The organism is Synechococcus sp. RC10A2 (genome assembly GCF_047502605.1).
The window spans coordinates 15,485-36,351 of sequence record NZ_JANSHP010000042.1; the positions used below are offsets into that span (position 1 = coordinate 15,485).

At 61.0% G+C, this 20,867-nt stretch carries 18 protein-coding genes and 1 tRNA gene; 14 read left to right on the top strand and 5 right to left on the bottom strand.

Translation table 11 applies throughout. From position 1 onward, the window contains the following. The first annotated feature begins 21 nt into the window (after positions 1-21). The 7 genes from NW848_RS04355 (at position 22) to NW848_RS04385 (ending at position 7,605) form a co-directional block, all read left to right on the top strand. A complete protein-coding gene (locus tag NW848_RS04355; RefSeq protein ID WP_414510486.1) occupies positions 22-1,365 on the top strand; it encodes an ABC transporter substrate-binding protein in 1,344 nt (447 codons plus the stop codon). After that, positions 1,352-2,293, top strand: a complete 942-nt coding sequence (locus NW848_RS04360) for a carbohydrate ABC transporter permease (RefSeq protein ID WP_414510487.1) — start codon at positions 1,352-1,354, stop codon at positions 2,291-2,293. Before NW848_RS04355 ends, NW848_RS04360 begins: the two co-directional genes overlap by 14 nt. A 90-nt stretch (positions 2,294-2,383) precedes the next feature. After that, positions 2,384-3,352 carry a DNA-methyltransferase gene (locus NW848_RS04365; protein WP_414510488.1) on the top strand — a complete coding sequence of 323 codons (969 nt, stop codon included), beginning with the start codon at positions 2,384-2,386 and terminating at the stop codon, positions 3,350-3,352. Between the two features lie 285 nt (positions 3,353-3,637). After that, complete coding sequence (locus NW848_RS04370) at positions 3,638-5,032, top strand: CCA tRNA nucleotidyltransferase (protein WP_414510489.1); 1,395 nt, start codon at positions 3,638-3,640, stop codon at positions 5,030-5,032. A 33-nt stretch (positions 5,033-5,065) separates the two neighbouring features. Further along, on the top strand, positions 5,066-6,049 hold the full coding sequence (locus NW848_RS04375) for a uroporphyrinogen decarboxylase family protein (RefSeq protein ID WP_414510490.1): 984 nt from the start codon (positions 5,066-5,068) through the stop codon (positions 6,047-6,049). Positions 6,050-6,110: 61 nt separating this feature from the next. Continuing rightward, a tRNA-Ser gene (locus NW848_RS04380) sits at positions 6,111-6,201 on the top strand. Positions 6,202-6,225: 24 nt separating this feature from the next. Then, positions 6,226-7,605 carry a PIG-L deacetylase family protein gene (locus NW848_RS04385; RefSeq protein ID WP_414510491.1) on the top strand — a complete coding sequence of 460 codons (1,380 nt, stop codon included), beginning with the start codon at positions 6,226-6,228 and terminating at the stop codon, positions 7,603-7,605. Here NW848_RS04385 and NW848_RS04390 read toward each other — a convergent pair. Continuing rightward, positions 7,490-8,203 carry a lysophospholipid acyltransferase family protein gene (locus NW848_RS04390; protein WP_414510492.1) on the bottom strand — a complete coding sequence of 238 codons (714 nt, stop codon included), beginning with the start codon at positions 8,201-8,203 and terminating at the stop codon, positions 7,490-7,492. The genes NW848_RS04385 and NW848_RS04390 overlap by 116 nt on opposite strands. Beyond that, positions 8,200-8,613, bottom strand: a complete 414-nt coding sequence (locus tag NW848_RS04395) for an OsmC family protein (protein ID WP_414510493.1) — start codon at positions 8,611-8,613, stop codon at positions 8,200-8,202. Before NW848_RS04395 ends, NW848_RS04390 begins: the two co-directional genes overlap by 4 nt. Before the next feature lie 144 nt (positions 8,614-8,757). Here NW848_RS04395 and NW848_RS04400 point away from each other — a divergent pair, with 144 nt between their 5' ends. The 3 genes from NW848_RS04400 to NW848_RS04410 all read left to right on the top strand — a co-directional run bounded on the left by NW848_RS04400 (position 8,758) and on the right by NW848_RS04410 (position 12,744). Next, complete coding sequence (locus NW848_RS04400) at positions 8,758-10,758, top strand: sigma factor-like helix-turn-helix DNA-binding protein (RefSeq protein ID WP_414510494.1); 2,001 nt, start codon at positions 8,758-8,760, stop codon at positions 10,756-10,758. 28 nt (positions 10,759-10,786) lie between these two features. Further along, the gene (locus NW848_RS04405; protein WP_414510495.1) at positions 10,787-11,383 is read left to right on the top strand and encodes a hypothetical protein; all 597 of its coding nucleotides are present in this window, start codon (positions 10,787-10,789) and stop codon (positions 11,381-11,383) included. Positions 11,384-11,808: 425 nt separating this feature from the next. Further along, a complete protein-coding gene (locus NW848_RS04410; RefSeq protein ID WP_414510496.1) occupies positions 11,809-12,744 on the top strand; it encodes a TolB family protein in 936 nt (311 codons plus the stop codon). Positions 12,745-12,897: 153 nt separating this feature from the next. Here NW848_RS04410 and NW848_RS04415 read toward each other — a convergent pair whose 3' ends face one another. Continuing rightward, complete coding sequence (locus NW848_RS04415; RefSeq protein WP_414510497.1) at positions 12,898-13,632, bottom strand: sugar isomerase domain-containing protein; 735 nt, start codon at positions 13,630-13,632, stop codon at positions 12,898-12,900. Positions 13,633-13,635: 3 nt separating this feature from the next. Then, a complete protein-coding gene (locus NW848_RS04420) occupies positions 13,636-13,962 on the bottom strand; it encodes a hypothetical protein (protein ID WP_414510498.1) in 327 nt (108 codons plus the stop codon). A 60-nt stretch (positions 13,963-14,022) separates the two neighbouring features. Here NW848_RS04420 and NW848_RS04425 point away from each other — a divergent pair, with 60 nt between their 5' ends. Together NW848_RS04425 and clpB are read left to right on the top strand one after the other, a co-directional pair. Then, complete coding sequence (locus NW848_RS04425; RefSeq protein ID WP_414510499.1) at positions 14,023-14,853, top strand: hypothetical protein; 831 nt, start codon at positions 14,023-14,025, stop codon at positions 14,851-14,853. Positions 14,854-14,942: 89 nt separating this feature from the next. Further along, positions 14,943-17,555 (top strand): ATP-dependent chaperone ClpB, encoded by a 2,613-nt coding sequence (clpB, locus tag NW848_RS04430; protein ID WP_414510500.1) that lies wholly within the window; start codon positions 14,943-14,945, stop codon positions 17,553-17,555. 55 nt (positions 17,556-17,610) lie between these two features. Here the strand turns inward: clpB and NW848_RS04435 are convergent, their stop codons facing one another. Continuing rightward, entirely contained in the window at positions 17,611-18,687 is a 1,077-nt protein-coding gene (locus NW848_RS04435) for a Gfo/Idh/MocA family protein (RefSeq protein ID WP_414510501.1), read from the bottom strand. A 53-nt stretch (positions 18,688-18,740) separates the two neighbouring features. Here NW848_RS04435 and NW848_RS04440 point away from each other — a divergent pair, with 53 nt between their 5' ends. Both NW848_RS04440 and NW848_RS04445 read left to right on the top strand, forming a co-directional pair. Continuing rightward, entirely contained in the window at positions 18,741-19,904 is a 1,164-nt protein-coding gene (locus NW848_RS04440) for a sialidase family protein (RefSeq protein ID WP_414510502.1), read from the top strand. 49 nt (positions 19,905-19,953) lie between these two features. Beyond that, positions 19,954-20,850 (top strand): zinc-ribbon domain-containing protein, encoded by an 897-nt coding sequence (locus NW848_RS04445; protein ID WP_414510503.1) that lies wholly within the window; start codon positions 19,954-19,956, stop codon positions 20,848-20,850. The last annotated feature ends 17 nt before the right edge of the window (positions 20,851-20,867 follow it).

Here is a 20,867-nt window from a genome sequence, read left to right on the forward strand (position 1 = left end):
CGTGTGGATTAAGAAGGCGTTATGGCGCGGTTTCCTTATGGCGCGTCGGCGGCGGTGATGGCGGGGCTGGCGGTCGCCAGCGGCGCGTACCTCACGGCGCGGCGCACCCAAAAACCCCGCTATGACCTGCGCCTGTGGACATTCGCCAAGCCGCACGGCGACGCCTACCTCAAGATGCTGCCCGACTTCTTGCGCAAGCATCCAGGTGTGTCGGTGGACATCCAAGTCGTGGCGGGCGAGGCGGTCACCTCGCGCCTGCAAGCGGCGTTCTGGTCGAACCTCGATGTGCCCGACCTCGCGGAGGTGGAAATCAGCTGGGCAGGCAGCTTCTTTCGCGGCAGGCTACAAAGCATCGGCTTCCGCGACCTGACCGAGCGCGTACACCAGACGGGGTTGTGGGCGCGCATCGTGCAGGCGCGGTTCGCCCCCTACACCACGCGCGGGCGCATCTTCGGAATCCCGCACGATGTGCATCCCGTGATGCTGGCGTATCGGCGCGACTTGGTCGAAAAGCTTGGTATCGATGTCGAACGCCTGCGCACTTGGGACGAGTTCGTGGAGGTCGGCAAGCGCGTCACGATCCCTGGCAAGCGGTTTATGATGGAGCTGCCGCCTGCGGGGATTTCTGTGCTGGAGGTGATGCTGTTCCAGCGCAGCGGGGGCTACTTCGACGCGCAGGGCAACTGCACGCTGGACAACGAGATTGCGGTGGAGACGATGCGCTACTACGCGCCACTGGTGGCGGGAAAGGAGCGCATCGGCAACGACCTCGGCGGCGGGCAGATTTTCACCCGCGCCCTCGAAGACGGCTACTACCTGTTTATGGTCGCCCCCGACTGGCGCACGAAGGTCATCGAGCAGGATGTGCCGAAGGTGGCGGGCAAGATGGCGCTGATGCCGCTGCCCGCGTTCTACCCTGGCGGGCGGCGCACCAGCACTTGGGGCGGCACGATGATTGGCATCACCAAACGCTGTGCTGACCCCGACCTCGCGTGGGAACTCATCATGCACCTCTACTTGAACAAGGAAGCCCTTGCCGAGCAGTTCCGCAACACGAACATTTTGCCGCCTGCGCGTGATTTGTGGGATCATCCCGCCTACGATGAGCCGCGCCCGTTCTGGAGCAACCAGCCGCTGGGTAGGCTGTACGCGAATCTCGCGCCCGAAACGCCGCCGCAATACACCAGCCCCTACATCGGACTGGCGAAAGCGAAGTTGAGCGAGGCGCTGATTGCCTGCGTGCGTTATTACGACCAGTACGGCGCAAGCGGCTTCGGCGGGTTCGTGCGTCAACAGATGGCGCGCGCCGCCGCCGAAGTGCGCCGTCAGATGCGCCGCAACCCGTACCTCCATGAGAACACCTGACATGCTTGCCGACCGCGCTGCCGCGCGCCCCGACACGCGCCGCCGCCGACCCCCGCGACGCGACCGACTCGCGCCCTACCTGTTCGTCGCGCCGTTCCTGATTCTGTTTCTGGTGTTCGGCGCGTACCCGCTGATTAAAAGCGTCATTCTGGCGTTCTACATCACCAGCGGGCCGCGCGATCAGGTGTTCGTCGGGCTGGAGAACTTCCGCTTCCTATTGAGCGACCCCGACTTCTGGAAGGCGGTGCGCAACACGGTGGTCTACACCTTCTGGTCGCTGGCGCTGCAGGTTCCGCTGGGGCTGGGGCTGGCGATTCTACTGAACTCGCGCTGGGTCAAGGGGCGCGAATTCTTCCGCCTGGCGTTTTTCTCGCCGAACTTGGTCGGGCAAGTGTTTGTGGGCGTGCTGTTCAGCGTGCTGTTCGTGCCGCAGTACGGGCTGGTGAATCGGTTTTTGCACGCGACGGTGGGCACGCCGCTGGACACGCGCTGGCTGGGCGAGCCGAGCCTCGTGATGCCCGCGCTGGTGCTGACCAGCCTCTGGATGTATGTCGGGATGCACATGGTCTACTTTCTGGCGGGGCTGCAGACGGTGGAGCGCGAACTCTACGAGGCGGCGCAACTGGACGGCGCAGGTAGCTGGGGACAGTTCTGGCATGTGACCCTGCCTGGCATCCGCCATGTGCTGGTTTTCGTGGTGATTATCAGCACGATTGGTTCGTTCCAGCTGTTCGAGCTGCCGTGGGTGATGTTGGGGCGGTCGCCAGGTCCTGATGGCGCAGGGCTGACGATAGTGATGTATTTATATATTAATGGCTATGTGGCGGGCGACTTAGGCTATGCGTCAGCAGTCGGCTGGACGCTCGCGCTGGGGCTATTAATCGTGAGCTTGATGCAGCTGCGTCTGAGTGGTGCGTGGCGCTCTTAGGGTATCTTAATTCCGATGCATAGCCGCCAAACTTCGCCTCAAGGCTCTGTGCCATTTGTTGACTCAATCGTGCAGGGTGACTGTCGGGAGTTGTTGCCGCAACTGCCTGACGAATGTTTGGACGCCGTAATTACCAGTCCCCCCTACTACCAGCAACGCGACTACGGCATAGGCGACATCGGGAACGAACCAAGTCTCGATGCCTATATCCAAAACCTGCTGCAAGTGTTCGAACAGTGCGTGCGCTGCCTGAAGCCGACGGGGAGCATCTTTTTCAACATCGGGGACAAGTACGAGAGCGGTTCGCTGCAACTGGCTCCCTACCTCTTTGCGAACGCGGCTGTTCGGCATACGGGGGTCAAGCTCATCAACATCATCACTTGGGTCAAGCCGAATCCCGAACCGCGTCAGTATCGCCGACGCTTGGTCAGCAGCACAGAGCCGATCTTTCACTTTGTCAAATCCGATGAGTATCGATACTTCTATGAGCGTTTTATGGCGCATCGCGATTTGGTGCGCCAGCGCGTCAAGGCAGGCAACAATATCGGCAAACAATACATGGAGCTGATTGAGCAGTCTGACCTGTCGCCCGAACAGAAGCAGGAGGCGCGCCTCGCCCTTCAACAGGCAATTGCGGAGGTGCAACGCGGCGAAATCGCGTCGTTTCGTATGAAGATTCGCGGCATCCACTCGGAGGCATACGGCGGCTACGAGGGTGGTCGCAAAAGCCACCTGAAAAACAAAGGTTTCACCATCATCCGTATGTACGATCGCGCTATCAAACGCGATGTCATCGAGTGCCCTGTGATTGCGGTCAAATCGCCAAATCATCCTGCGGTGTACCCAGAGTATCTTGTGCAGGAGCTTCTGCATCTCACCACAGAGGTTGGCGACCTCGTTCTGGATCCGTTTATTGGTTCGGGTACGACGGCTGTCGTCGCTAAACGGATGGGGCGACGGTTTATCGGCTTTGAGATTAACCCCGACTACTGTGAACTGGCGCGCCGCCGTGTGAAAGAGACCGTCGTGCAGCCAAAACTTCTGGAATGCTTCGTATAAACAACGGCAATGAAACAGCGGGAAAAGCAGACGGAACCTCATTTGCGCGTCTACTCCAATCGGATGTCCAAATCTTATCCCTACCCGATTGGATTGAACTCCAGCTACGGCGATATGGTCTTGAGCAAGAGCGTGACTCAATCGCCCGCTCTTGGATGAAGGTGTATATAGAATGCCTCTGTCAAAAGCGGCGAGAGAAAGCCCCTATTGACGAACCCGCCGACCAGTGGGTGCGCGACTGGATAGCCCTCCTTGAGGTAGAATTGCTTCATCGGCAACGATGAGATGCTCGAGCGCGCCCTGCGGCGGTTGCGCGAAGGACTATCTGGCACGCCCTACGAGGGAAAGGTCTACCTCGTGGGGGGCTATGTGCGCGATAAGTTGCTGGGACGCCCCCTGCCCAGCGATGTCGACCTTGTGCTGGAAGGCGACGCGCTGGCGCTGGCACAGTTCCTCTACGAACACGGCGTCGCCGACCACCCGCCCGTGACCTATCCGCGCTTTGGCACAGCGATGGTGCATGTCGGTGAGCTGACGGTCGAGCTGGTGACCGCCCGCGCCGAGTCGTATCACGATACAAGCCGTAAGCCTGCCAAAGTGGAGCCTGCCACCCTCTATGACGACGCCCTGCGCCGCGACTTCACGGTCAACACGCTGCTGGAGAACCTGCACACAGGCGAGATTGTCGACCCGCTAAGCGTTGGGCTAAGCGACCTGCAAGCAAAACTGCTGCGCACGCCGCGCGACCCGCACGAGACCTTCTACGAAGACCCGCTGCGCATGCTGCGGGCGGTGCGCTTCACCGTGCAACTCGGCTTCACGCTGGATCCCGCCGCCGCACAAGCGATTCGCGAGCAAGCCGAGCGACTGAAAATCGTCAGCATCGAACGCATTCAGACCGAGTTCACGCGCCTAATGGACTCGCCCCAAGCGGCGGCAGGACTGCAGATGCTGCTGGAGATGGGGCTACTCTCGCAGTTCGCCGAGCCGCTTATGCCGATGGTCGGCTGCACGCAGAACGACTACCACCTCTACGATGTGTGGGGACACAGCCTGAAGACGATGGAGAACATAGACCCCACAGGGCTGGAGATACCTGCGTGGGAGGTACGCTTGGCGGCGCTGCTCCACGATGTCGGCAAGCCCGCAACGAAGAGTGTGGACGAAGACGGCACGATTCACTTCTACGAACACGATCGCGTGGGCGCACAAATTGCTCGCGACTGGCTACGCACGCTCCGCTACTCGAACGAAACCATCGAGCGAATCACGACGCTGGTGCGCTTGCACATGCGCCCAGGCTTTTACACGCCCCAGTGGAGCGACGCGGCAGTACGACGCCTCATCCGTGACGCGGGCGACTTGCTGGAGCCGCTGCTGCGCTTGGCGGAGGCGGACATCAAAGCGCAGCGGCAGGATGTGCTCCACGCCGACATCGCCGCCCTGCGCCAGCGAATCGCCCAAGTGCAAGCCGCGCAGCCCCCAACACGCTGGCGTAGCCCCCTTACAGGGGAACAGATTATGCGTCATTTCGGGCTGAAGCCCAGCCCTGTCGTGGGACGACTCAAGCGCTACTTGGAAGAGCAGGTGATTGAAGGTACGCTGCACCCCGACGACACCGAGCATGCCCTGCGCCTCGCGGAAGCGTACCTCCAGCAGATTCAGGAGCCGTCTGTGTAAAAAACCGTGCGCTTGTGGTAAAATACCCCCGTGATGACCTCGCGCGAGCGCATCGAGCAGGCGATTGTCGGCGGCGAAGTGGATCGGCTGCCCTACTGCTTCTGGTACCACTTTCGTACAGAGCCGTGGTTCCCTCAGGCGTTGTATGTCGAGTACCGTGCCCCCGCCAGCGAAGCTGTGTTGCAGCAATATATCGACGGGATGAGCCGTGCGACCTACGAGTTCTGGCGACGCTACCAGCCCGACCTGCTCAAAGTCATGCACGACATCCCGTACGAGACGCCTGAAGGCTTGCCCTTTGTGCGCACTGCCGACGACTGGGCGAAACTCACCCCACTGGAGCCAGACATGGGACATTTCGGCGCGCAGATTGAGATGCTGCGCCGTCTGCGCACGATGGTTCCCGACGAGGTGCCGATTGTCGAGACCGTCTTCAACGCCTTCTACTACGCGAATAAACTTTGCGAGGGTAAGTTGCTGGAGCATCTCGCGCTTGCGCCCGACGCCGTGCAGGAGGGGCTGCGCACGATTCAGGCGAACCTGCAGTTGTACGCCCGCTATGCGCTGACCGTGTGCGACGGGATTTACTACGCCGTGAACGGTATCGGCGCGGACGCCGCGCCCCGCCATGTGTACGAGGAACACTTCGCCCCGCTCGATCGCGCGTTTTTGGAATCGGTTGCTGACGGCAGGTTCAATGTGCTACACCTGCATGGTTACGGCGAGTTGTACGCCGATCTATTGGCGGACGCGCCCGCCGCGATTGTGTGCTGGAGCGACCGCAGCACGACGCTGAGTCTTGCGGCGGGCAAGCGGCTCTTTGACCGCTGTGTGATGGGCGGGCTGAACGAGCGCGAGTTGCCCGACATGTGTCGCGAGCGGGTGTTCCAGCAGGCGCAGGACGCGCGCGATAGCGTCGGCAGGCGCGGGCTTATCCTTGCGCCTGGCTGCTCCGTGCCGACCGACATCAGCCCCAAAGTGCTCCTGACAATTCGCGAGTTCGCGCTCCACGCTTAGGAAGCCACGAGTTGGGGGTGCGAGCGACGGCGCGGCGTTGGGGTATAATAGCCTGCCGCGCGGAGGGGTGGCCGAGTGGCTGAAGGCGGCGGTCTTGAAAACCGCATCCCACCTCGCGTGGGACGGGGGTTCGAATCCCTCCCCCTCCGCCACGCACGCTGGAAGGGGAGGCGCGTGTGAAACGCTGGACAGTTCGGATTGCGCTCGCGCTCGTAGGCGGGCTTGGCTCGTATGTCGGGCTAAGCGCGTTGCTATTTGTGGCGGCGACGCACCGCGCCAGCCTCTCGCAAGAAGCGCACCGACACCATCCCTTCCCTGCGCTGCGCCCCGACGACCGCTTGCTGATTGTCGCGCCGCATCCCGACGACGAGGTGCTGGGCTGTGGGGGGCTGATGGCGACGGCGGCAGCGCAGGGGATACCTGTGCGCGTGGTGTACCTTACTTCTGGGGATGCGTTCACCGTCGCCGCCGCGCTCACCGCGCGTACTGCGCCTGACCCAGACGAATGCCTGCAGTTGGGGCGGCTGCGGATGCAAGAGGTGCGGCGCGGACTGGAGACGCTCGGTCTCCCTCCTGAAGACGCCGTGTTTTTGGGCTACCCCGACCGCGGGCTGCTGCCGATGACCGTTCGCCCGAACCGTGTGCAAGAGTCGGGCACAACGCGCGCCCGCGCCGTGCCGTATGACGACACACAGTCGCCGAACGCGCCGTATCTTGCCCCCGCGTTGATTGCCGACCTGCGTCGCGTCATCGCCGAGTTCCAGCCGACGCGCGTGTTCACCACCCATCCGCTGGACGACCACGAAGACCACGCCGCCGCCGCCCTGCTTGCACGGGAAGCGATTGCGCAAGCCGTCCACGCAGGCGAGATACGCCCACCTGCGCTTTACTACTACCTCGTCCACTTCGGGGATTGGCCGCTGCCGCAGGGCATGCATCCCGACCGTCCCTTGACCCCGCCGCTGGGGCTAACAAGCGAGTCGTGGCAAGCGTTCTGGCTGGACGACGCCGCGCTCCAGCGCAAGCGCGAGGCAATCCGTGCCCACGAGTCGCAATACGCGATTATGGCACGCTTTTTGAGTAGTTTCGTGCGACGCAACGAGCTGTTCGCGCCTGCGCCGCCGCCCCGCGCACGCTACACCCTGCCTACCGACGACAACCCTGCGATACACCTGCAGCCGCGCGCTGATTTAGCCAGCGTGCAGGTACAGGCGGGACGCGAAGGCATGCGCGTGAGCCTCGAAACGCGCCAGCCGTTCCGCGCACCGTACCAACTGGAGCTGACGCTGCTGAGCGTCGACGCGCAGGGCAACTGGAGCGACACACGCTGGCGGTACCCCAATCGTCGACTGGCGGCGCGAAAGGAGGGCAGCACGCTCCATATCTGGCTCCCGCACCGCCCGCTTTCCAACGCCGAACGCGCCTACCTGCTGGCACGGGTCAAACTGTACGGGGCGGAGCTGGATCGGTCGGGCTGGCTGGCGATCCCGCTCCCTGGCGCAGGCGCGGAAGCGGACGCCCCAACTGATGGGTTAGCGCTTCAATCCGCTCCATAATCAGTTCGCTGAAGGCGTCGCGCGCCTCGCGGTCGGTGCGCGCGCCAAACAGCTCCTGGTAGCGCACGGGTGTCCCGAAAGCGACCTTGACCTGCGCGCGGTGGGGGAGCTTCGAGCCTTTCGGCCATGCCTGCTCACTCCCGACAATTGCCGTCGGCACCACAGGCGCGCCTGACTGACGCGCAAGCAGCGTCACGCCTGGCGTGGGCGGAAGCAGACACTCGCCCGTGCCGCGCGTGCCCTCGATAAAAATAATCACCGCGCGCCCATCTTTCAGGAACTGCAGCGCGGTCTTAATCGCCCCCACATCTGCCGTGCCGCGCTCCACAGGAAACGCGCCCAGCCGACGAATGAACCGCGCGAATAGCCTGTTGCGGAACAGCTCGGCTTTTGCGAGATACCGCAGCTCGCGCGGGCAGGCGCAACCAATCAGCGGCGGATCCAGCAGGCTCAGGTGGTTCGGCGCGATAATCACGCCACCCTCCAGCGGCACATTCGACGCGCCCTGCACCTCCAGCCGCCACACCAATCGCGCAAAGCCCCGCACCAGCACCCAGCCTGTGCGGTAGAGCCAGTCGTCCGAACGCACGCCCATCATTCGATCACGAACTCCGTGCGCACTTCCGTCGGCATGCGTAGCGTCGCCGACGCCGAACAGTATTTCTCGTCCGAGAGCTGAACTGCCTTCTCCACCGCCTTCGGGTCTAAGTTGTTGCCCTGCAGGTAATGCGTAATCGTCACCTCTGTGAGTCGGCGGGGGTGTTCGGGGTGTCGCTCGCCGTGAATCTCGATGCGGTAGGCGGTCAGCTCCTGCTTCATCTTCCGCAAAATCGTGACGACATCCATCGCCGTGCACGCTGCAATCGCCAGCAGCAAGTGTTCCATCGGCGTGGCGGCGATGTCGTTGCCGCCTGAATGGGGGTGCGCGTCGAACAGCACCTTGTGCCCCGTAATGTCGCACGCGCCCTCAAACAGCATATTGCCTTTCCACACCAGCTCGCCGTCCATGCCTATAAAGATACCCGTCGGACGGGATGTTAGTAGCGCTCTTCAGAGGTGGGCAGAGGCGCGTCCCAAACTCACGGAAATCCAGCGCGAAACCAGCAGGAATCCCCATCCTCGCCTCGAACCCTGCCATAGGGGAAAACGCTGATGCCCGACGCAACGAAGCGTCCTCTCTCGGAATGGCGCGAAACGGAGTGGCTGCAATACCTGCAGCGGCAGGCACAACGACTGACCGCCTGCCCACAGTCTGCCGACGACCTCGCACATACCTGCCTAATCGCCTTCTACGACCACCACCGCCGCTACCCGTGGCAACACCCCGAACCCGCCCACGCCCTGCGCTGGTGCTACCAAAAACTCCGCGCCCTCGCTTGCGACGCCCACCGCTATGCCCAGCGCCACCTCTGCCTCGCGCTGGAGACGCTGCCCGAAGGCGTCGCCTGCGTAGACATCGCCCCGCAGGTGCAGGGAGACATCGACGGCGAGCGGTTCCTGGCGAGCCTGCCGCCGTGCCTGCGCGCCGCCGTAGAGTTGCGCTTGGCGGGCTACTCGTGGGAGGAGGCGGCGCAGCAGTTGGGGGTCAAAGCCAGCACCATGCGCGGGTATCTGCCCGATTTGCGGGCGAAATTCGTGGAATTTTTCGGTTATGACCCATCGAATCGGGCTTCTGAATCGTTCGATGGTCTGGGTCGGCTGAAGACGGTGGGTGACTATCGGGGCGCGGTGGTGTATCATTATGAGACAGGCACAGGTCGGTTGCAGCGGGAGGACTATCCGAACGGCAGTTATGTAGCGTATACTTACTACGGCGCGGATAATCCGTCGCAGGTGGGCTTTGTGTGGAGGGTGGAGCACAAGCGTGCGACGAATGATAGTCTGCTGGTTGGGTACGAGTATGTTTATGATTTGCTGGGTCGCGTGGAGACGAGTGTGGAGTATCCGAATGGCGATAAGACGGTTTATGCCTACACGCCTGTGGGTAGATTAGAGAGCGAAGTGCGCGAGGGTCAGGTGTGGTACAGTCGGTCTTATGAGTATCATCTGGACGGCAGTCGGCATACTGTGGAGCGCAACGATATGTTGCACGGGGCGCATCGGGATGTGTATGCGTATGACCCTGTGTCGGGTCGGTTGGCGTCGGTGCAGGATGAGTGGACGGGCGAGGTGAACAGTTTTGTGTGGAACCCTGAGGGCACTTTGGCGCGTTGGGAACAGCCGAATGGTTATGCGCGTGTGTTTGGGTATGATGAGGAGGGTCGTTTGGTGAAGATAGAGCGCGATTACGGGGCTGGTGGTGTGCAGGCAGCGTATGAGTATGGGTATAATAGCGACGGTGCGCGTGTGTGGAAGCGGGACAGACGAGATATGCAGAACGAGCAGGAGTATCGGTATGTGTGTGGGATTGGTTGTGGCGGTGTGCCGATGCGGGTGTATAACCGACCGATGAACGGCGGGAGTTGGGCGAGCGTGGAGGATTACTTGAGGACGCCGACGGTGATTGCTTACACCCACGTGGAGGGAACTTTCGGGCATTATGTGTGGCTGTCTGGGCACTGGTTGGCAGACTGGACCGCAGGCGGCGGCTGGATGTATTGTCAGGATCAGTTTGGCGTAGAGGTGCATACAGTGTATATTCCTGCTGGTTTGCTCAAGCCTGGACCAGAGTATCTAAGACAAGATGACGGGGTGCTATTATCGGATCAGTGTGGGGGCTATTTACCTACCTATGCGTTATTTCTGCAAACAACCCAGCAAAACCCAAAGCCCCCAAAGCCTGCTCCAAAGCCCCCAAAGCCTGCTCCAAAGAAAGATCCCTTCCAGGAGTGCTTAGATGCTTGTACGGAGATGGGTGAAGACTTGATGAAAGACTGTAATCAAGAGTATATAGACTGTTTGAATTCAACTATGCCATCGATTTGCTACACGCTGTATATGCTATGCATTTCAAAGGCTGGAAATGCACTTTTTGGTTGTATTGCATCTTGCCACGCTCAGTTCAAGAAACCTTTTCCAACGCTCCCTACTCAAAAGGAAGACGAATGGAATAAGAGTGTGGATACAGGTATTAAGCAATATGACTCGTGCGACGACGATATGCGCAAGAAGCATCCCAAATTGCCCAAGCCCGAGAAACCCAAGCTCAAATAAGCCCAATTTACGCTAGGAGGTGAAAAGGATGAAGGTTATATGGCTGTCGGTTCTTTTCTGGATAGGCTTGTTTTTAGGAATCGCTCAAGAGAGAACGTTCTGGGAACAAGACGGGAAAAAGTCGGACGTTCGCATTATTGTATATGAACAAGGACGCAGGTATGTACTGGTCGGCAGAGAGGTTCTTCACGGGGCATCTGCTGAAGAGATAGGTAAAATATTGCGATACGACATACCTGAAGGATTGCCTGCGAAGCGTGCCATAGATAGTGTACTTGAAGAGTGGGATCGTGTATTGGTTGAGGCGGAGACAAGTTTTTGCGAAGGCTTAGACTTAGATGAAAGCCAAGGTGAATATGTCAATCTGTATTTGCAGGTGCGACCGATGAACATACCTGGTACAGTTGCTTCGTATCGCGTGGACTTTATGATTGAGGGTAAATTCAGTAGCTCTACTCCTATCTTTCCTATAGAGCTTAATTTGAGCGGCAAGGAGCTTATGGGCATAGCGATAATAACCGTTATAGACAGTCAGCTGTATACCTTTGAGTTTTTCCCCAAGCAAATTGAGCAAGCAGAACAACTTGTTAGAGAGCTTATCTCGGATTTCAAGGTCAAAAAATAAACTATATTCAGGCGGTGAGTTGCTGATGATGACGGCGAGTGGCGAGCCGAGCGCGTACTATCCGATGGACAGCAACGGGCTGGCAGTGCAGAACGCGCTTGCGCGGTCGTGCGTCTGCCCAGTGGTTGTGCCTACGCAAACGGCTGCCTGCCCGCCGCTGGGGTATGGGGGTTGTGAGGGTGGAGAGTGTGAAGAAGTGCCTCCAGTGCTGTTCCCCGACCCGCCTGTTTTCCCGCCCATCGATGCACCGATTAAGCTTCTGCGGTTGTTTGCGATGCGATGTAGATCTCTTCAACTGCCTGTTCAATACAAACTGTAACAGGAGTCCAAATCCAGCTCTCTGTCGTGGTCAGCGAGATATACTCATAAAAGCTTTAGCGATTGCAATTCTTCGGGGATGTCTCATCCCCTGAGGAGGCTAAGCGATGAGAGACATTAGCTTCGATATAGAGCCTAAACTTAATCTAATCGTGTTCACAGCCAAAGGCGATGGCGGTACAGATCTCTACCTGTACGACCTATCGACGCGGAAGGTTCAGAGGCTCACCAATTCGCCTTGGTTGGAGAAGAATCCGCGCTTCACGCCCAACGGCGACGCGGTTGTCTTTGAAGCGCGCCGTGAAGCATCTAACCCAAAGGGTAGCTGGAACCTGTTCACGATTACCCTGCGCGATAGGAAGGTCGAGCAACTGACTCATGGCGAACGAGTTGCGGACCTATTTGTGAGCTTTCTGCCCGACAAGTCTACGATTCTCTTTGCGCGGACACCCCGACTGACTACCTACAGCATGGGCGGCAGTGTTTGGGACTGGTACGCCGCGCGATACCACACCGTTGATACAACTCGCCAGCGCCTCCAAAATTTCCCCGTGCGTTGGGGGGATTGGTACGTCTTTTGCTTTTCGCCATCGGGTGAACACGCGCTGGCTGCCCGACCTATAACGGACACGGCAGGAGGAAAAGAGCCTGAGATTTGGCTGTTGCAGAGTCGCCCTTTGCTGCAACAGGGGCAAATCAAGGGTAGGAAAATTGCGGAAGGTACAGAAGCGGTCTGGCTACCTGCTTTGAACCAAATCGCTATTGTTGCTCCTGGTGGCAATCAGTACTGGCGTGAGGTCTGGACTGTCGAGTTGGGCAGCGGACAAAAGAGTCAGCGAACATCATTTCGCGGTCGTGTAGACTGCTTGCGTGCGGACACTAAAAACAACCATGTCTATTTCTTACTTTTGGAAAATAGCGCAACGATGGCGCGCTCGCTCTGGCGCTTGCACTTGCCGAGCGGGCGTCTGGAAAAGGTAGCAGACGCCGACCTGTTTTCGGATCCGCTCAGCTACTCGAAGCGAGAACGGCAGGGCAAGTAAATTGTGTAGGGTTGCCTTCGAACGGCAGGGTTAGACGACGACGGAATATCTTTGCCGCGGCAACGCGCTTAGACGCAGGTGTAATCGGGATGCATAACAGACGCCGACCAAACTTGTGTTCTGGAGTGCGTATATCGTGTATTCGGCTTCTGACTACAGATACAACACCCTCCCCCGATAGCGTTCCATCAGGCGCGCGTTGTGGGCGTCGCCGCCGTCGAGATTGGCGGACATAAAGACGGGGGGCGTGATGCCGCGTTCCAGCAGGATGGCGCACACTTCGGCGACGATTGCGTTCACCAACGCTGCGCCCAGCACCGTCGAAACGGGCGCAACAGGCTGCGGGAAGCCCTCTAGTTGCACGATGGCGTCCCCGCGCGGCGCGCCGTTGTCAATCACCAAGTCGGCGACCTCGAACAGCCGATAGCCCGTGCCAGAGCGCGGCGCGACCGACCGCGAGTAGTCCAGCGAGGTGAGCGCAATCACCTTCGCACCTTGCTGTTTGGCGTAGAGCGCGACCTCCACAGGCGCGGCGTTGCGCCCCGACACCGAATGCACTAATACCACATCGCCTGCACCAATCGGGATGTGCTTCACCGCTGCCAGCGCGTAGCCGTCGATGCGCTCCAGCGCGGAGGTCAGCGGCAACGGGCGCACATCGCAGGTCAAGCCCGGAACGAAAATCGGGCTGACAGGAACCAGCCCACCCGCGCGGTAGGTGAGTTCTTCCGTGATAATCCCTGCGTGCGACGCGCCGAACACATACAGCACGCCGTCGCTTGCCAGCGCGTCGGCAATCCAAGTCGCCGCCGTCTGTAAGGTCTCCTGCTGGCGTGCGTAGGTCTCCTGCAACAGGCGCAGCACTTGGGGGATATAATCCGTGCGCATTCGCTACGCCTCCCGCAACGGTTGGTCAAATCGGTAATACTGCTCCAGTGAAATCCCCTTGAGTTCAGCGATGTCGTCGGTGTTCCTTTGGATTTTCCGTTCCATTCGCTCGCTGTTCTCCCGCATCTCGGCACGGAGTTGCTCGAAGCCCTCGCGCATCTCCGTGCGCACGGATTCAAACTCGCGGCGCACCTCCGTGCGGAACTCGTCGAACTCCGCAGGTAGGCGCGCCAGTTCGCGCGGCACGAGGATGCTATAGATCCTGCGTCGCCACTCCTCGTTCTGCTCCAAAAACTCCGCCAGTTGCTCTACGGTCTCAATAATCGGCATCGCTAAGCGAATTATACCTTCTCCACTCTGTGTCAGGTAGAATTGCGGCGTGCTTGAACGATGTGGGATGCACGGAATGGCTTGTCTGCAGGGGCTACGCAACAGACCTACGACCTGGACGATTGGCGGCAGGTCAGATGGGTTCTGATAGCGGTCAACTGGAAGCCAGACAACGCGATTGCGCCAGGCAGAAAGGGCGCAGTCGTGCTGCTCTTTGTGAAAGCGGAAGACGACGCCGAGGCTATCAAGCGAGCCTGCCAGTGGTCGCATCAGTGTCAAGGGCAAACAGTGGGCGTCATCGACAAGGGTCTTTGCGTCGATGGGTTGCCCGTCAGCAAGCGGACGCTCAAAAGCTATGACCTGATTGCCCAAGCCGCTGCGACTTGCGAACCCGCGTTCTTGATAGTAGCCGGCAGCAACCGTAAGGTGGGGTCAACACGAAATTTCGGGTTCATCGGCTCACTGGCGGAGGCAGTGGTGTTCCTGCGCCGTCACCGGTTACCTATAGACCCGCTCTCTGAGGCAGAAACGGTTGCGCTGCGTGCGCGCTGGCGGCAGCGCTTCCTACCTCCGCGTATTCCCCCACGCTGGCGCCATCGATGCAGGGGGTGCGGCAGTAGGTTTGTCGCAGTCTTTGACTGGGACGCGCTTCAGTGCACAGAGCCACTGCCGCCGCTTCACCAGCTGCTCAAGGACGACAAGGAGCCTATCGCCCTCTTTTTCGAGACTTGCGACCTGCCTGCGTTCGTCTGCCAAGCGCAAGTGCTCCGTGATTTCGAGCCTGGAGCAGTGGATTTGTACCTGACTCCTCTCAAAGACTGCCGCTGGACGGTGGTCTACACCCACGAGCAGCCGCTTTGCGGTCCGTACTTTTGTGGGAGTAAGCTATAGGCGCGGGGAACTCCCCGCGCGGGAATCGGGTATTATAGAGTGCGTATCAAGCGACTTGATAATACAACACTCAACTTGGAGGGACGACGATGCGGTTTGACAAGCTGACGATTAAGGCGCAGGAAGCCCTGTACGAGGCGCAACGCTTCTCGGAGCAGTACCGCCATCCTGCGATCGATTGCGAACACTTACTGCTGGCGTTGTTGCGGCAGGAGGGGGGCGTGGTGCCGTCGCTGCTGCAGAAACTGGGCGCGTTGCCCCGCACGATTGAGAGCGCGATGGAGCAAGACCTGCAGCGACGCCCGCAGGTGTCGGGCGCGTCCACCGTCGGCGCGCAGATTACGCAGCGGCTAAAAACCGCGCTGGATACCGCCTTCGACGAGGCGATGCGCCTCAAGGACGAGTATGTCAGCACGGAACACCTGCTGCTGGGGCTGGCGGCGGACACGGCGGGCGAGGCGGGACGCGCCCTGCGCATGCAAGGCGTCACGCGCGACGCCATCCTGCGCGCCCTACAAGACATTCGCGGCGGGCAGCGCATCACCGACCAGAACCCCGAAGAGAAGTATCAGGCACTCGAAAAGTACGGGCGCGACCTCACTCTGCTGGCGCGACAGGGCAAGCTCGACCCCGTGATTGGGCGCGACGAGGAGATTCGGCGCGTGATTCATGTGCTATCCCGCCGCACGAAGAACAACCCCGTGCTAATCGGCGAGCCAGGCGTCGGCAAGACCGCCATCGTAGAGGGGCTGGCGCAACGGATTGCCACGGGCGATGTGCCCGACACGCTCAAGGACAAGCGCATCGTGCAATTAGACCTCGGCGCGCTGATTGCAGGCGCAAAATATCGCGGTGAGTTCGAGGAGCGCCTTAAAGCTGTGCTGAAGGAGGTCACCAGCGCGGAGGGACAGGTTATCCTGTTCATCGACGAGATTCACACGCTGGTGGGCGCGGGCGCGGCGGAAGGCGCGATGGACGCCGCGAATATGCTCAAGCCGCTGCTGGCGCGCGGCGAACTGCGCACCATCGGCGCGACCACCCTTGATGAGTACCGCAAGCATATCGAGAAAGACCCCGCCCTTGAGCGCCGATTCCAGCCCGTCTATGTCGGCGAGCCGAGCATCGAAGATACGATTGCCATCCTGCGCGGGCTGAAGGAGCGCTACGAAGTGCATCACGGCGTGCGCATCAGCGACAGCGCGATTGTCGCCGCCGCCAAACTCTCCAGCCGCTACATCACCGAGCGATTCCTGCCCGACAAAGCAATCGACCTCATCGACGAAGCTGCCGCGAAACTGCGCATGGAGATCGACTCCATGCCTACCGAAATCGACGAGATTGACCGCAAGATCCGCCAACTGGAGATTGAGCGCGAGGCGCTGCGCCGCGAGGAAGAAAACCCGCAAGCCAAAGAGCAAATCGCGCGGCTGGAACGCGAACTGGCTGCCCTCAACGAGGAAAAGAGCCGACTGGTCGCTCACTGGCAACGCGAGAAGGAGCTGATTACCCGTATCCGCGAGACCAAAGAGCGCATCGAGCAGACCCGCTTCGAAGAGCAGCAAGCCGAGCGCGCAGGCGATTTCGCGCGCGCCGCCGAACTGCGCTACGGCGTGCTGCTTGACCTGCAAAAGCAACTCCAGAACCTGCAGGAGCAACTCGCCCAAGTGCAACAGGAAATGCAGCTTCTCAAGGAGGAAGTAGACGCTGACGACATCGCCGAAGTGGTCGCCAAGTGGACGGGCATCCCCGTGCAGCGGCTCAAGGAGACCGAGAGCGAGAAACTGCTGCACATCGAGGAACGCCTGCACCAGCGCGTAGTCGGGCAGGACGAGGCGATTACGGCGGTTGCGAACGCCATCCGCCGCTCGCGCGCGGGGCTATCCGACCCCAACCGACCCATCGGCTCGTTCATCTTCCTCGGTCCGACAGGCGTCGGCAAGACCGAGTTAGCCAAGGCGCTCGCCGAGTTCCTGTTCGATGACGAGCGCAACCTGGTGCGCATCGACATGAGCGAGTATATGGAGCGGCACTCGGTTGCGCGGCTGATCGGCGCGCCGCCAGGCTATGTCGGCTACGAAGAGGGCGGGCAGCTCACCGAAGCCATCCGCCGACGCCCCTACAGCGTCATCCTGTTCGATGAGGTCGAGAAGGCGCACCCAGAGGTCTTCAATGTGCTGCTGCAACTGCTGGATGACGGACGCCTCACCGACGGACAAGGGCATACGGTTGACTTCCGCAACACGCTGGTGATAATGACCAGCAACATCGGCTCGGTGCTGTATCAGGAGATGACCGAGTTCAACAAGGACGAAATCCGCGAGCAGATTATGCAAGCGGTACGGGCGCACTTCCGCCCAGAGTTCCTGAACCGCATCGACGAGATCATCATGTTCAACCCGTTGGACATCCTGCAGATCAAGCGCATCGTGGACTTGCAGCTGCGCTACATCCAGAAGCGTCTGGACGAGCGCAAGATTACGCTGGAGCTGACCGAGGAGGCGAAGCAGGAACTGGCGGTTCGGGGCTACGACCCGCAGTTGGGGGCGCGCCCGTTGCGTCGGACGATCGAGCGCGAGGTGCTAAACCCGCTGGCGCAGCGACTGCTTGCCCGCGAGTTTGCGGACGGCGACACCGTGCGCGTGGACTACCGCGACGGCGCGTTTGTGTTCGAGCGTGTCGTGGCGGCGCAGCCCGTGCCGTAGCCTCCCGTTTACGCTTGCGGGGCAGGCACAAGACCTGCCCCGCGAGTGCGGAACGCTAAAGCCCCTCTATAGGCATCGGCGCAGGCGGGGTACAGGCGCTCTCTACCGTGAGGTGCGCCCCCGACACGGACGAGTCGTTGAAGGTGAGCATAATGTCCAGCACATGGGACGCCAACTGCCCGTTCAGGCGGTTCGGACGCCCTTCCTGAATCGCGCGAATCATCTCCGCCAGCCCCAGACTGCGGTACTGCTCTGCGTAGGGGTGGGTAAGCGGCATCTCGCGCCATTCCGACTCGCCCGCCCTGCGCAATAACACGGGACCGCCAAACCCGTTCGGGTCAGGTACGCCAAGCGTGCCCTCCGTGCCGTAAATCTCGATGCAAGGAAGCCGGTGCGCCCACACATCGAACGACATAATCACTGTTGCAATCGCGCCGTTTTCGAATTCGATCGCGCCTGTGATGTGCGTCGGCGTCTCCACTGTAATCTGCTGTCCCCGCTTGGGTTCGCTGGTGATGGTGCGTATGGGGCGCGTGATGCGGCTCATCCCTGCCACGCGCCGCGCCGCGCCCAGCAGCGTGACCAGTGCCGTGATGTAGTACGGACCCATATCGAGCATCGGTCCGCCGCCGACCTGGTAGAAAAACTCCGGGTTCGGGTGCCAATGTTCGTGCCCAGGGCAGAGCATGAACGCGCTTGCGCCGACAGGTTCGCCAATCGCGCCCTCGCGGATGAGCTGCAAGCAGGTCTGGATGCCCGCGCCCAGCACGGTGTCGGGTGCACAGCCGATGTAGAGCCCCTTCTGCTGCGCCAGCGTCAGCACCTCGAGTGCCTCCGCGCGGCTGACAGCGAACGGCTTCTCGCAGTAGACATGCTTGCCCGCCTCCAGCGCCGCCTTGTTGATGGGCGCGTGCGCCTTAGGAGGCGTGAGGTTCAGCACCACTTCGATATCGGGGTGATTGAGCAGCGCGTCCACTTCCAGCACTTGCGGAATGCCGAACTGCTCAGCGCGCTCCTGAGCTAACTCCGAGCGCACATCGGCAACGGCTACCACCTCAATCTCAGGGAACCGCTGCGCGACGCGCAGATACACGGGGCTAATGTTCCCACAACCGACGACTCCGACTCGCATAACGCCGATAGTGTACCTGCAGGAGGATTGCCTACGGGCGCGAATCGCGTGCCGTGTTCGAGACGCAACTGATTTTCCCGCTCGATGGCTGGCACAATCACGCCTCCAGCCTTGTGGAGTGCCCGAACGGCGACCTGCTGGCGTGCTGGTTCAGTGGATCAGGGGAGCGCACGGCGGACGATGTGCGAATCTTGGGCGCGCGGCGGCGTAGGGGCGCAACCCGCTGGAGCCAGCCGTTTGTGATGGCGGATACGCCTGACTACCCCGACTGCAATCCCGTGCTGTTTATTGACGCGCGGCGACGGCTGTGGCTGGTATGGATTACGGTGCTGAACCACCGCTGGGAAGGCTCGCTGCTGAAGTATCGGATTAGTACAGATTACCAGCGTGCGCTTGCGCCGCGCTGGACATTCGGCGAGGTGTTGCATATCTCGCCCGACGCGCGGTTCATAGAGCAGGTAGAGAGCTGGCTGAAGCGGCTGGAGGCGCAAGGCGCGTCGCTGCCCGCCGCGCTGCGCCCGCGCCTGGAGGTCTACCTGCAGACGGTGCGCCAGCACGCCCGCGACGAACTCTCGCGCCGGCTCGGCTGGATGACGCGCATCCCCCCGCTGATTGAGGGCGAGCGCATTTACTTGCCCCTCTACTCCGACGGGTTCAGCTTCTCGCTGGTGGCTATCAGCGACGATTCGGGCGAGCAGTGGCGCGTCAGTAGCCCAATTCTCGGCGCGGGCGCGGTGCAGCCCAGCCTGATGCGCCGACGCGACGGCACGCTCGTCGCCTACATGCGCGACAATGGACCGCCCCCCAATCGCGTGTTCGTCGCCTACTCGCGCGACAACGGCGAGACCTGGACAGAAGCCGAGAAGACCGACCTGCCCAACCCTGGTTCCAGCGTCGCCGCGCTCGCCTTGCGCACAGGCGAGTGGCTGCTTATCGGCAACGATACCGAGCAGGGACGCCATCAACTTGCCGTCTGGCTCTCGGAAGACGAGGGGCGCACATGGCGCGTCGCCCGCTACTTGGAACGCGACGCACCAGGGCGTGGACGCTACGCCTATCCTTGCGCGATTCAGGCGCGCGACGGGACGGTTCATGTGACCTACAGCTACGCGCTGGAGCGCGACGACCTCCCCCGCGACGAGCAGGGCAGACCCAAGCGCAGCGCCATCAAGTGGGCGCGCTTCAGCCGCGAGTGGCTGCTGGAGGGCGACGCATAGTGGAACTTTTTCGCACAGGTATACTCTAAAGTGACAGGGGAACAAGACGATGAAATGCACTTATTGCGGGGCGACGATTCCTGAGAACGCGCGGTTTTGTGCGGGGTGTGGGCGTCCACTTAGTGGCACGGCGGCTGCGCCTGCTGGCGCGTCTGCTACGCGCAGCGCGTCTAAAGCGAAGTGGTGGGCAATCGGCGTCGGCGTGCTACTGCTGATGGCAATCGCATTCGTGGTGGGCACGCAGTCGGGGCTGATCACACGCGCGAAGGTGCAAAAGCTCGAAGCGCCCAGCGTGCTGGAAGCCCAAGCACCGAAAGTGGAAGCGCCCAGTGTGCTGGAGGCGCAGCCGCCCAAGATAGAAGCCCCCAGCGTGCTGGAGGCGGAATCGCCCAAGCCACCGCCTAAGCATGTGGTGGACTGGCTGGAGCATCTGCGCCGTACCGAAGAGCAGCGCCGTCGGATGGAGCGCAATGTCGCCCCTGTGATGAGCATGCTGGTGCAGGCGATGGTCGCGCGCGCCGCGGCGTTGAGCGGTGTCGCACAAGGCGATTTCGACAAGGCAGAGGCGGACTACGAGCGCGAACGCGAGAAACTGCGCCAGAGCTACCAACAACGCCAACGCGAATGGGCGGAACTCATCCGATACTTCAAGAGCGTGCCCCCGCCGCCAGAGTGCCAGACGCTCGCCGACGCCTACTTCGCAGGGCTAAGCGAGTATGTCACGAGCATCTCGCAGATTGAAAAGAGCCTCATTGAGAACGACCTGAGCGGGCTGACGAGCATGTTGGGTTCTGTGCAAAGCGAGTTGGACGCGCGGTTCGCCCGCGCCGACGAGGAGCTGACCCGCGTGTGCGAGCAGTACGGCATCCGCAAGTATTTCGCCATCGGCGCGCAGGGCACGGAACTAATTCGCAGTCTCGGCGGCGGGCTGCCGCTGGGGTTCTAAGACAGAGGAATCCTACA